The following is a 14594-nucleotide window of genomic DNA, read 5'->3' on the forward strand; positions in this document are numbered from 1 at the left end:
AGTATTTCATCTTAATAAATGTAAATATAATATTAATATCACATTATATTATAAATTATTCATATTTTTCTATAAAATAAATAAACGGAACAACAATTGCCTTAAAATTAAAAAAAATTTCATTTCAGTATAAAATAATAAGCATATACCTTATTTCAAATCACAGTTCATCAAAAAAAGGGTTAAAAAGGAGGAGGTTAAGATGTAGTTAAAACACAGGATAAACCTATGCTTTAACAATATTACTTGTTTCGTTACGAGCTCCAAGATATGCCTGACGAGCACCAGTCACGATCATAACACTCTTAACAGTAATATCCTTACCTATCTGGATATTCTTAAGACTTATTTTACCATCAGTGACCTGGAAGTTCTGTGTCTTACCAGTACTAGGGTTAACATAACTTTTACCATTAATCTTAATGTTCACCTGATTGGTTCCTATCACATTCTTACCCTTATAGTCTTTGATAGTTGCCTGTACATTTAGAACATTTTTGTTGTTGATGCTTGTCTTTGCTATGTTGATTGTCACAGGACTTCTCTCTACATTGAATGTAGCAGTGTCTCTAGTGTCAGGATAGTAAGTGTCACTAACCAGTACAGCTTCTACACTGTAGTCACGTACTTTACCATCATTAGTCACACCACCCATACCAGCAGGTACAGTGTACTTGTAAGTTGCAACATTTTTACTGTTAACTTTAACCTGTACATTATTACCTTTAGCATCTTTTAATGTTTTACCATTAATTTTAAACAATACCTTTGTACCGGTATGCATCATGGTAGTGTTCTTAAATCCTGGCGTTTTATCAGTTAATTTTGCTGTTAAAGCAATTACTTGATACTGTTTCTGTGTACCAGGACTTGTAGTAACAGTTATTTGAGCGTTACGTTTCTTGATCTGTGCAGTGACAGTACTGCTTTTTGCCTCATTATACTTGTAACTTCCACTGTAAGATGCTGTTAAGTTTTTAGCATTACGCAGGTAAAGATCAGCATTAATTGTCACAGTTACTAATCCATTTTTAACCGTGAATTTCCATGCACTTGCTGTGCTGTTGAAACTTCCATCACTTCTTAGTGTCTTACCGTTTAGTTTGAACACAAGGTTTCCACCATTCACAGGATTGCCCTTAGTGTCAAGTACGTGTGCGGTTAATGTGATTTTTTCGCCAATAACACCATTTACTGGGTCTACTGTTACTGTCACATTGTTTTTTGCTGTTTTCATTGTTACTGTTGTTTCTGCTGGCGTGTATTTACTATTTCCGAGGTAACTTACTGTGATGTTTTCTGTTCCTGCTTTGGTGGTTACTGGTATTACTGCAATACCTTTGTTATCTGTGGTTGCGTTACCAATTATTTCGCCTTTACTGTTTTTCACTGTTATTGGTGCGTTACTTATTGGTGTTCCCATCTTATTATCTAGGGTTACTGTTACTTTTGAATCATCAACTGTTCCTTCTTCAGGTATTGCTGTTATTACGCTTGTTTTTTCTAGTTCATCTAGTATTTTCTGGTAGTCTGGTTCTATTGTGAATTGTTGTGTTTTGTTGTTTCCGGTTATATCGGCTGTGTCTGGTACTTTTACTGTTATGTTGGTTTTTCCTTCTGGTGTAGTAGTATCAGTTATTTTTATTTTGCCGTCTTTGTCTGTGGTCATGTTGGTTTTTGTACCATTAGGTAATGTTACTTCCACTGTCTGATCTTTTAATGGTTCACCTTTCTCATCAGTTACTGTTACTTCTATTTCAACGTTTCCTACAGTATCATTCAGGACATCAATGTCGATTTGTGCTTCTGCTTTTTTGGTTACGTTGAATGTGGCGTGGTTGAAGCTGTCCTTGTGTGTGTCGTTTCCTTCAAAGAATACTTCCACATAGTTTGCTCCATCATACTTGGTGGTGTAGTTGTATGTGAATTCACCATTAGCATTTGTTGTTAGGTCTACTTCTTCATCGTCAATGAAAACAATTACCTGTGCATTTGGTACGTTGTTACCTTTTTCATCAACTAGTTTACCTTTGATGGTTGTTTGTTTTCCTATGGTGGTGTTTGCTGCTGATACTGTGACTGTTGTGTTGATTTTTTCAACGCTGAATATTGTTGAATTTATTACGTTTGTATGTGCATAGTCTCCATCATAGAATGCTAGGACATAGTTGTCTCCTGTTTTATTTAGTTCGCATTCGTATACATAAACTCCATCAGGGCCAGTGGTTATGTTAACTTCCTTGTTGTCAATGTAGAATGTTATGTTTGCTTCTGGTATTGGGTCTCCATCTTTATCTGTGAGATTGAATGTTATGTTGGTTTTTTCACCAATCTTAGTAGGGCTTGCAGTTATATTAAGTACACTTTCCCTGATTACTACTGTGAAGTTTGTATTATTAGTTAATCTTGGTAGGTATATTGTCTTGTTAAATGTTACCTGTACATCATGTGTGCCGATTACATCACCAGTGTAGTTGAATTCGTATTCACCGTTACTGTCTGTGTTTGTGGTTGCTATGTATGTGCCGTTAATGTAGAGGTCAACTGGTTTGTCAATGAACACTACTTCTTTGCCTTCGTTATCTGTGAAGTTTACTTTACCTTTGATTGTGGTGTTGTCTCCTACTTTTATAGGAGTGGTTGCATTTACGCTTATTGCATAATCATGAGGTATTATGAAGTAGTATGTGTTATTGATGAAGTCCTGTTGGTCGTAGTATTGTGAGCCCGGTGTTTGTGTGATAACTAGTTTGTACACGTAATGATCATCTGTTATGTTTAAGCCATCAACGTATACTTTACGTATTTTAGGGTTTCCTTGTTCATCTGTTATGTTTTCGGATTTTAACTGGTATTGTGTTCCTTCACTGCTTTCATCAACATATACCATTACAGTAGCATTGGTAGGTATATAACCATCAAACATTAACTCAAACCTTTCTTCTCCCTGAGACATTTCATAATATGAGTAATTTAATATTACTTGGCTGTTGTTTACTATGAAGTTAGCAGGAGTATTTTCTATGAAAACACAATTAGTGATATTACACTTATTATCATCATCATTATTAAAGTAGATAACTCCTGTATTCTTCTCTTCTTCCATGAATTCAGGATTAATTAGTGATGTGTCTATTTTATTGTAAAGGAATATTGTGTTGTCAATATTTGCACTACCACTAATAAGTAAAATATATCCTTCAGATTCTATTTTCTCTTCCTCACAAGTTACTAGTATGTTGTCTTTAAATGCAGTGTGGTTTAGGATGAAAGTACCTTTATCGTATGATTGATAAGTACTAGAATACGTTATGATTCCACCTTCAAGTCCATATCCACGGTTGGATGTGAAATTAGTGTAATCAATACTTAACCTATTATTACCATTACCACTGAAATAGATTAATCCACCTTCAACTGCTATTTGTTCACCAATATCCTCCCGGGTTAAGTTGGATGGTAAACCATTACCTCTGAAATTGGTATGATTAAGAGTTAATTGAGCAGCATTGCTATATATTACAATACCTTCACCCCATATTTCATCTTCCATATTAATGTTCAGGAGGTTGTTTGTGAAGTTAGTGTTAGTTATGGATGTATTACTACTACTTATTTGGAGTGTACCTCCTATATTTCCTATGTTATTGTCAAATAATGAATCAGCAATACTTAGATTGGAATATTCTGACCCCTCATAATAGATTGCTCCTCCATCCATTGCACGGTTATTGGTGAATTTGGAGTTTGTAATTATGGTATTACCTTTTGCTGATAGATATGCGGCACCACCACATTCCTCATCTTCTATTTCCCTTATACCATTATTGTCAAAGTTTGAATTTATGATTTCAAGGTTATTATATTCTAGGGAGAGAGCTCCTCCTTCGCTTGCAATATTATTTGCAAATGAAGAATTTACTATTGATATGTTACCAGGAGTCTGTGCTGTTATTGCTCCACCGTCACCAGTACTTTCATAATGTTGTTCGAATCCGTTTGAATCAAATAATGTGTTTTCAATAAGTATTGAACTATCATTATATTCCTGTATGATATGTACTGCTCCTGCCGTCTGTGCGGAGTTGTTGATGAATTTTGAATCTGTTATGCTGATATTACCTATAGTATTTATGTAGGCTGCACCACCATCGTCTGCGGTATAATCAAATTGTTTCTTTCTTCCATTTGAATCAAAAGTTACATTACTAATTGTTAAGGTGGTGTTACTGTTCGGGTTATTATAGTATAATGCTCCACCATACCCATTATAATTTGCATGATTGTTTAGGAATTCTGTGTTGGTTATTGTGGTGTTTCCATTTTCTGCATATAATGCTCCACCTTCTTGTCCTATGTTTGAGTTAAATTCTGAATTATTTATTAATACATTACCTTCGGAACTAATGTATACTGCTCCTCCAGTTATAAATGCGTCTTCATCATTATTTCCATTGTTGGTGAAGGTACAGTTTTCTATTGTGAAATTACTTCCCGTTATTCCAACATAAGCTATTGCTCCACCTGAAAGTAATGCTTCGTTGTCATTAAATTCTGAATTTTGTATGGTAACATTATATACGTGCTCTGTATTATCGTCTATATCTGCAGGGTTGGTGTATGGTTGTATGTTTATTGCGCTACCTATAGTTCCATTGTTGTTGTTCATTTTGGTATTGTTTATTAATACATTTCCATAACGTAAAAATATTGCGCCTGTAATGGAATCATCATCGTGGTCTGTTGTTTTACAGTTTTCTAGGGTTAGGTTGTTTATTGTTAAATTACAAGTATGATTAATGAAAAGAAATCCTGTTGTATTGTTTCCATCTATTGTTTTACCGTTACCATTTATTATGAGGTTTTTTATTGCTTTGCTTACATTTATGGTGTTGGTTATTGTATATTTTTCTTCTCCATCTAGGTTTACTGTTGTGTCTTCATCAGCAGTTGGATTTGTAAGTGTTTCGTATAGTTGTGTGTAACTTGTCACGGTCGTGTTGCTTGCTTCTTTGGTGTTGGTTTGTGTGTTTTTGTTTATTGTTTTATGTGTTTGTGGTGTTTCTATTGTGTTGGCATTGTTGTTTGGTGATGTCTGGTCTGCTGTGGTTATTGTTGTATCATTGTTTGATATGTCTGTTGCACTTATTGCTGTTAGGCTAATGATTAGTGCGAAGATTAGTGTAATGAAGATAAATTTCTTATTTATCACCTATTTTTTCCTCCATATATTTTGTAGTTAGTTCTTATGATTAAATTGTGAAGTATTAATCAATGAGGTATATCTAATATTTTTTTTGTATTTGTTGTAGTTTTTCTCTATTTTTTTCATTGAATAAAAAACATAAGATATTGTCTGATTATTTTAGAAAGTTTATAATTTTTGTATATCTTTTTTAAATAATTTATAAAATAATTTATTTCTCTTTCACTTCAAATCATAACCATAAAATTAACTATTTAATTATAATGGGTTAATGTTTATAAATTTTAACATGATTTTTTCTAGTAAAAATTTATTTTAAATACTTTTCTTTTCGTTAATGCATAAATAATTAAATCATATCTGTGTTAAAAAAATATCCTTGGATTATATTGGATAATTTTAATTTATAATCTGTTATATTATAAAATATTGGAATATATTCATTTTTTATTTATATAAAAGAGTATTTTTGTTATTTTATCAAATAATTAATTATCATGTTTTCATTAATAAAAAAAAGTCTTGTTATCTTATCAAAAGATTGATTGTTTTTTTATAGTTCTTTTATTTCTTTAAACACACTTTTTGAACTATATTTTTTTTTAAATGTTAAACATTTTTTATATTTTCTTATTAATTAATGTGTTCATTTTTAATTCAAGAAATAATGTGTTGTTAAAAATGGGGGTTAAGTGGGTTGTTAAAACATGTAAGTTTATGCTTTAACAATATTGTTTGTTTCGTTACGGGCTCCAAGGTATGCTTGACGAGCACCTGTTACGATCATAACTTTTTTGACTTTAATGTCCTGTTTTACTTGTATGTTTTTGAGGTTTATTTTTCCATTGCTTACTTTGAATGTTTGTGTTTTATTGGTTTTAGGGTTAACATAGGTTTTACCGTTAATTTTAATAGCAACATTATTTGTTCCTATCACATTCTTACCCTTATAGTCTTTGATTGTTGCCTGTACATTTAAAACATTTTTGTTGTTGATGCTTGTTTTAGCTATGTCTATTGTTACTGAGCTTCTTTTGACATTGAATGTTGTGGTATTTCTTGTGTCCGGATAGTAATTGTCACTTACCAGTACTGCTTCAACTGTGTAGTCACGTACTTGGCCATCCTTGGTTACTCCGCCCATACCAGCTGGTACAGTGTACTTATAAGTTGCAGTGTTATCACTACCTACTTTTACCAGTAAGTTTTTGCCATTCTTGTTTTTGATTGTTTTACCGTTTATCTTGAATAATACTTTGGTTCCGGTATGCATCATTGTGGTGTTTTTATAGTTTTTGGTTGTATCGGTTAGTTTTGCTGTGAATTTGATTGTATTGTATTGTTTCTGTGTCTTAGGACTTGTTGTCACTGTTATTTTTGCTTCTCGTTTCTTGATTTGAGCGGTTACAACAGTACTTTTTGCCTCATTGTACTTGTAGCTTCCACTATAGGATGCGGTTAGGTTTTTAGCATTACGTAAGTACATGTCTGCATTAATTGTTATGCTTGCAATACCGTCTTTTACTTGGAACTTCCAGGCACTTGCATTACTGTCAAACCTGCCATCAGTTCTTAGTGTTTTACCGTTTAATTTGAACACTAAGTTTCCACCACTTACAGGATTACCATTCACATCAGTTACGTGTGCAGTTAGTGTAATCTGTTCTCCTATTATTCCATTGACAGGGTCTACTGTTACTTTTGTGTTTACTTTTGTTACTGTTACATTGGTGGTTGTGGTTGATGGATTGTATGTGTCATTGCCTTCATATTTTACTGTGAATGAATGTTTTCCACTTGTCATGTCTGCTATTGTTATACTCTCTGTGTCTTCAATGTTATGTGCAGAAATTACTTTTCCTTTTTCATCGTATACTATGAGTGTTCCGTTAACTATTGTTTTACCGTCTTTTCCGTTTACTTTTACTTCGAATGTAACATTGTCTACTTGTGTATTTGTTACTTTAACAGTGGTTGTTGTGTTTATTTTTGCTACATTGAATGTGGTTGTGTTAAAGCTGTCCTTGTTTATGTTGTTTCCTTCATAGAATACTTCAACATAGTTGTCTCCAACGTGCACGGTCTTATACGTGTATGTGAAGGATCCTGTGCTTGAAGTTTTAAGGTCTGCTTTTTCCTCGTCAATGTATAATATTACCGGTGCATCTTTCACGTTTTTACCTGTCTGGTCAGTTAATGTTCCAGTAATTGTTATTGTTTCGCCAACTGTTGCGTTTTTAGCAGTTACTGTTATTTTTGTGTTAAGTTTTTCAACATTGAATGCTGTTTTATTGAAACTGTCCATGTACACATCGTTTCCTTCATAGATTACTGCTGCATGATTTTCACCAGTAATATTAGTGGTGGTAACTAGTTTGAATTCACCATCAGCACCTGTTTTTATGTTAAATGTGTAATCATCAACATATACTGTGATTGGTGCATTACCTATAACTTTACCAGTTATATCAGTAAGTTTACCAGTTATCGTGGTTTTATCATAAACTGTTGTGTTGGTAGCGGTGATAGTGACTGTTGTATTCATTTTCTTAATATGGAATATTGTTGAATTAATTACATCAGTATAACTGTAATTTCCATCATAGAATGCTAACACATAATTTTCGCCGGTAGCGTTAATTTCACATTCATAGTATCCTATACCATTCTTGTCAGTGGTTATGTTAGCTGGTTTGTCATCTACATAGAATCTGATACTAGCGTTTGCTATTTTTTTACCATCAGTATCAGTAAGATTAAACATTATCCTTGTTTTTTCACCAATTGTATTATTGGTTGCAACAATATTCAATACACTTTCTCTTATAATAACATCAAATGTTGTTGTGTTCGTGAGTTGTGGTAAGTAGTATGTTTTATTGAATGCTACTGTTACATTTTGGGTGCCTAGTGTTGTGGTTGTGTAATTAAATTCGTATTCACCGTTACTGTCTGTGTTTGTGGTTGCTATGTATGTGCCGTTAATGTATAAGTCAACTGGTTTATCTGCAAACACTACGTCTTCACCATTACTTTTAGTGTAATATGCTCTTCCCTTGATTGTTGTATCATCACCAACTTTAACGGGACTGGTAGCATTTACTGTTAGCATGTAATCATGTGGTAATAGGAAGTAGTACGTGTTGCTTATGTAATCTTGTTTGCCATAGTATTGTGATGCATTGTTCTGGGTAATAACTATCTTGTAAAGATAATTATCAGGGTCCACAACTATGCCTTCTATTCTATCATAGTATCTTGTTTCTTCTGTTCTGTTATCTGTTTTGTTTGTTATGTTTAAGAAGGTTTTAATACCATTGCTGCTTTCATCAATGTATACTGTTACATTTGCATAGTCAGGAACATATTCATCATACATTTTTTCTCCATCAAATTCGCTTATATAGATCATTTTATCAGTATCATTAATGAAGAAGTTTTCCGGACTGTTATTATAGAATTCTGTATTGGTTACATTACAAGTGTATTCACTTCCACCAGATATATAAATAACTCCTCTAGACTCCTCTAAATCATAAGGATTTTCGAGTATGGCCTGGTTTGATGAGAATCTTGCATGGTCAATAACTGCATTACCATATATACATATTCCGGGAGCTATAATGCTTTCACCACTATTATAATTAATATTCTTATCAAATATTGTGTTATTAACTTTTAGGACACAATCACTAGGCGCATCATATACTATGACATGACCTTCGCCTCCACCAATGTTTGATGTGAAATTAGAATTGGTGATGGTTAAATTTTCTCCATAATGGTATATTGCTGAACCTTCACAGTATAAGTCTTCCATCCATAACTCTACAGTTTCTGGTAAACCATTTCCAATAAAGTTACTGTTATCTATGCTTAATATTGTTGATGAACTGTATAGTGCTCCACTCATACCCATATAATATATTCCTTCACTAGGTGCTATTTTGTTGTTGATGAAGTTGGAGTTATTTATAGTAACATTTCCCTCGGATAATAAGATACTTCCATCGTCTGATGCATTATTTGAGGTGAAATTAACATTATCTATTATGAATGTACTGTTTTCTTCTAAACTTCCTTCATAATATAATGCTGCTCCTTCGTCACCTGTATGATTAGAAATTTCAGAGTTCATGATACTGGTATTTCCACTGTTTCTTATGCGGATGGCTGCTTCAGTTTCCATCATACTATTATTCGGTAATGAATTAGCATTGAATTTAGTGTTATCAATTATCACATTACCTTCTTCACTTTCTAAGTATAATGCTCCACCGTTACTAGCATAGTTATGGTCAAAGACGGAATTATTTATAGTAACATCATTCATGCTAGGCAAGTATAATGCTCCACCGAACTCTGTATAGTAAGGATAGATACCTAGTCCATTTGCAATAAATGTGGAATTATCAACAACCAGATCATTATTTCCGTCACACTCTAAGTAAAGAGCACCACCACGGGTTGCCTTATTTTTGATGAAATCAGAATTTTTAATCGTGGTACTTGAGTCACCTTCGATAACTATTTTCATAGCTCCTCCTGCTTCACTAGGCTGTGATCTGGGATTACCGTTAGAGTCAAATATTGAATCTGTAATGTTTATCTGTGTATTATTTTCTCCATAATAATTTATTGCTGCTCCTTCTTTTGCTAGGTTTTCTGTGAAGTTTGTGTTAGTTATACTTAATGTTGTGTTTTCATTAGCACTGATAGTTACAGCACCACTTTCACTTGGAGAATAATGAGGTTTATATCCATTTGAAGCAATTAAACAATCATCTATGATGATTTTATTGTTATTTTCTCCTTCATAACTGATTACTGAACCTTCCTGTACTTTATTTAATGTAAAATTACTGTTTAATAATGTAACTGCCGTGTTGTTTCCTGATGTTATTCTTATAGCTCCACCATAAGAGGTTAAACCATAATTTTCTGGATAACCATTACCTGTGAAATTAGAGTCACTTATTTCAAGATTACTATCATTTGCTATTGCAATTAATATTGCAGCACCAATATCTCCAGCATTGTCTATGAAAGTGGATTTACTTATTTTGGTTGTACCATTTTCATTAACAGTATTTATCGCTCCACCACCGGTAGCTCTGTTAGAAATAAATGTAATGTTGGTTAATGTCAAGTCTTTTGTACTGTCTACATTGATGGCTCCACCAATCTCTGCTTCATTGGACATAAACTCAATGTTTTCAAAGTTTATGTCTCCATCATTGGCAAGATATAATGCTCCACCACTCATTGTTCCATTGTTTTTGTAGAATGTTGTGTTAGCTATTGTGGTTTTTCCATTATTCCATAATGCTATTGCTCCACCCATTGAACCTTGATTTGAGTTAAATTCAGAATTGGTTATGCGTATTGTTCCATTAGAGTTTAAACTTAATGCTCCACCAACTAAAAATCCGTACTGGTCTGCTCCATTACCATTGAAGATACAGTTGTCTATCAGCAGATTACTTCCGTTTGTTCCAACATAATGAACTGCACTTCCACCAAATAATGCTGCGTTGTTTCTGAATTCTGAGTTTGTTATGGAAACATTATATACATGTTCTCCCGTGTATATTTCATTTCCTTCATCATCCAGGTCAGGGTATGCTTCAATGTATAGTGCACCTGCTGTAATTCCACCATTATTATACATTCGGGTGTTGTTTATGTTTACGTTTCCGTACCTGGAGACTATTGCTCCTGATGCTTTTTCTTCGAATGTTTCAGTGTTAGGCATACAGCTTTGTATTGTTAGATTGTTGATTGTTAGGTTGCATACGTGTATTATGTTTAGGAATTCGTTTTTGTCTTGTCCGTCTATTGTTTTGCCGTTACCTTCTATTTTTAGGTTTTTGATTGTTTGGCTTACGTTTATTGTTTGTGTTATTGTGTATGTTTCTTCTTCTCCACCCAGGTTTATGGTGGTGTCTTCAGCAGCATTTTTGTCTGTTAGTTTCTGGTATAGTTCTTCATAATTTGTTACTGTTTCTGTTGCTTCTTTGGTGTTTGTTTGTATGTTCTTGTTTATTGTTTTAGGTGTTTGTGGTGTGTCTTGTATGTTGTCATTGTTGTTTGGTGATGTTTGGTCTGCTGTTATTGTCGTTGTTGTATCATTGTTTGATACGTCTGTTGCACTTATCATGCTTAGGCTTGCGATAAGTGCTATGATTAGTGTCATAAGGAATATTTTCTTATGTATCACCAGTTTTTTCCTCCTTTTATTTGTGTTTAGTTAATTTTTCGGTTTATTTTATGTGTATGTTGTTGCTTTTCGTTGTCTTTTAATTTTGTTTTCATTTTTTTGTAATATTTTCAGCTTTTATGGTTATTTTCTAAAAATTCTTTATTTCATTGTTTTTGTCTTTTTTTGTTATTATTTTTGATAAAATTAACCATTATTAGTTGTATTCTTTTAATTATTAAATTTAATGACTATTTTTTGGTATTAGACTGTTGTTTTGGTGGTTTTATTTGTTGTGTTTTGGCTTTTTTTGTCTTTGTTTTTTGTCTTTGTATTATTACACAATCCTATTATATATTCAGATATATCAAAATTAGATTTATTATAAAATAAGGGATATCTTTATAATAGCATATTATTATTATGATGTGTTACTTTTAAAAGTAATAAAAAACACTCATACCACTCAAACAATCCACAATAAAACTAAATAAATTAAAAATCTGATAAAAAAACAAGAATAGCCCTTCATTCCAGAAAAAAATACTTCAATATACAAGTATCCACATATTTTAAACATTTTTCAATTTAAAATTTTCTTAAGAAAAATACATATAACATTAATTATTTAAGCTTTGAAGAAGTAAATATATTATTAAAAAGTTTAAAGGGAAGGAGGATTATATTTGAAAAATAAATTAATGCCCTTAATACTGTTGGGTGTTGTTGTGATATTGTTTTATGTTGGATCAACAATGTTTTATAATACTGGTCTTGGAATAACAGATTTAAACGTTAATAAAAGTGACTCTAATGATACAACATATGACATATCCTATATGTTACGTTCAGTAAGGAGTTTTAACAAAGTATCAATGGAATATAAATTATTTGATGCTAAAAATCAGGTATTTGCTACTGGGTCTAATGAATTAAATGGGATAAAGGATGGTACTTTCCAAATTAACGATACCATTGTTTCAAAGGATTCATCACAAGTTGCTAAACGAATTGAAATAATGTTATATGAAATTGATGAATCTAATACTCGAAAACAGATTTTTGATCAAACATTTGATATAAATTAATACTTCTCCGTGTATTAATTTATAATAATATTTTTTACTATTTTTTACTATTTTTTTCAAGATTTTTCTTCATATTATTTGTTGTTTGTTGTTTGTTGTTTGTTGTTGTTGTTGTTGTTGTAGTAGTAGTAGTAGTAGTAGTAGTAGTAAGTTCCTTATCACAAAATATGTATTAATTATGTATAAAAATAGTATTACGATTTCTGCGGATATATGCCTAACATGAATGGTATTACAGTATCACAAAACAAAAAAATAAAAGGTAACATGGGAATACCATTACTCCCACACTACCTTCGCATAGAGTTACACATGAAATGTACCTTTAAATGTCATATTTAAAATCATGTTTCTTGCGAGTTTTTCTTTGATGTATATGTTCCCGGGTTAAGTAATCTCGTTTATTAAGTAATTCATGATGACTATCCATCCACTCCTTAAGATAAGTGCTATCAATTTTAAGCTTAACTGCAACCCTATGTATAGTATCATAATCAGTACCAATATCTGAATTATGTATTCCCTGCAATGTGGGAAGTACGCTAAGAATCTTTTCTTCAATAACTTCCGGATCAGTTATTTCTGGTGTGGATTCTTCAGAGCTACTGCTTTCTTCAGCTAATCTGGAAAGTTCTTCATCACATTTATCTGACATTTTAGTTAGTTTGTTCATTATCCGCTTACGCTTCAGTTTTTCTGTTTTATTTATCTTTGCAGCTGATCTTTTTTCTTCTTCTTCCACGTTTTTCATAATCTTTTTTAGCATTTCCTTCTTGCTTAGTTCATTTTCTCGTTGGTGTTTTCCATCATAATAGTTTATTGCATCTCTAACAAATTTGCTCTTGTTTTTTGCTTTTTTTACTTTATCATATTCCTTGTTTGAAAGTTTAACTCTTAGGGGTATGTTGTACTTCATTTATCTTTCACCTCTTAAATTATTATACACGTGTTTTACTCTAGTTATTGTATGGGGAATGTCTGTCATGTACCCTGTCCTATTCAATGGAGTGTGTGTTTTTTTTACATGACTCGATTCCCTTTATTATTTTTTTGTGGGGGGACTGTTTTTTAAGATTAAATCCACTACTTATTTTGTTTTTATCCCTCCGTTTTGAAGAAATCTGTTGTATCATAGTAGTATCTTGTTATGTTCTTGTGTTTATAATAGTTGCGCTCAAATTTGGGCACTTGTTTTTTCTTCCAACTTGTTTCTTCTAATCTTATTTTAACGTATCTTGCCTGTTCTATGTTATCATAGTAACCATAGATTGTTCTTTTTTTATTGACTGTTCGTTCTACGCAGTATCTTCCGTTTCGTCTGTGGATGTATTTGTCTCTTTTATGTATTTTCTTGGTAATTTTCATTATGTGCTTAACGTCTTTTTTGTTCCATTTTTTACTGTCAAGGTATCTTTTTATGAGGCATGCCAGGTTGTATGTGGGATAGTTTCCGATGATTAGCTTATTGTTACGTATCTGTTTTTCTAGTTGGTATTTGTTCTTGTTTTCGTCCTTGTAGTATATGTTTTCGCATTCGTGTGTGAATGAGGGCAGTTCTTCATTGCTGTAGTCGTGGATTGTTGTTGGATCTTCACACATTAGTTCTTCGTTTCCGTTATATTTTACTATAAGGTCTCTTTCGTATAATGCATCAACAAGATTCTTATGAGTACTTCTTACAACGCCCTCGTAAACCACATGGTATCGTCCAAGCATCTTATGATATGTGATGTATTTGTAAAATTCTTTATGAGCTATCTTTTCAACTTGTGAAATGTTAAGATCATCCTCATAGAATGGTAATATTTTCTTAATTATACGTGCATATTTACAATTTTTATAAGTTCCGAATGTTCTTCCATTCTTCTTATTAATAACCAAATAACCACATTCAATCTCTTTAACATAATACTGTGGAAAACGTTGATTCAATGGATATCCAGTAGTAGCATTTTTATACCAATTGTTCCTAGCAAGTTTGTCCCTATGCTCGATGGCATCACTTAGTCTGTCAAAGCTTCCATAGACGATAGTTTTATTATAGATACTTTTCTTAATAATGTAACGGTTATTTGTCTTGTAAATATTCCTGTATATCATT

General features: G+C 32.3%; 5 protein-coding genes. 1 reads left to right on the plus strand and 4 read right to left on the minus strand.

Annotated elements, in window-relative coordinates:
* Positions 1–226 precede the first annotated feature (226 nt).
* Both PXD04_RS19830 and PXD04_RS19835 read right to left on the minus strand, forming a co-directional pair.
* Positions 227–5212, minus strand: coding sequence for a hypothetical protein (locus PXD04_RS19830; RefSeq protein WP_323736543.1), 4986 nt, complete (start codon positions 5210–5212; stop codon positions 227–229).
* Between the two features lie 709 nt (positions 5213–5921).
* A complete protein-coding gene (locus PXD04_RS19835) occupies positions 5922–11426 on the minus strand; it encodes an Ig-like domain repeat protein (RefSeq protein WP_323736544.1) in 5505 nt (1834 codons plus the stop codon).
* 665 nt (positions 11427–12091) lie between these two features.
* Here PXD04_RS19835 and PXD04_RS19840 point away from each other — a divergent pair.
* On the plus strand, positions 12092–12493 hold the full coding sequence (locus PXD04_RS19840) for a hypothetical protein (RefSeq protein ID WP_323736545.1): 402 nt from the start codon (positions 12092–12094) through the stop codon (positions 12491–12493).
* Between the two features lie 325 nt (positions 12494–12818).
* Here PXD04_RS19840 and PXD04_RS19845 read toward each other — a convergent pair whose 3' ends face one another.
* Positions 12819–13409 carry a hypothetical protein gene (locus PXD04_RS19845; protein ID WP_323736546.1) on the minus strand — a complete coding sequence of 197 codons (591 nt, stop codon included), beginning with the start codon at positions 13407–13409 and terminating at the stop codon, positions 12819–12821.
* Between the two features lie 182 nt (positions 13410–13591).
* Positions 13592–14593 (minus strand): hypothetical protein, encoded by a 1002-nt coding sequence (locus PXD04_RS19850; protein WP_323736547.1) that lies wholly within the window; start codon positions 14591–14593, stop codon positions 13592–13594.
* Position 14594 lies beyond the last annotated feature (1 nt).

Origin of the sequence: Methanosphaera sp. ISO3-F5, assembly GCF_034480035.2 — an archaeon.
GTDB lineage: Archaea > Methanobacteriota > Methanobacteria > Methanobacteriales > Methanobacteriaceae > Methanosphaera.

Coding starts and splice junctions, on each gene's coding strand:
- PXD04_RS19845 (WP_323736546.1), bottom strand. CDS start 13,409: ATGAAGTACAACATACCCCTAAGAGTTAAACTTTCAAACAAGGAATAT.
- PXD04_RS19850 (WP_323736547.1), bottom strand. CDS start 14,593: ATGATATACAGGAATATTTACAAGACAAATAACCGTTACATTATTAAG.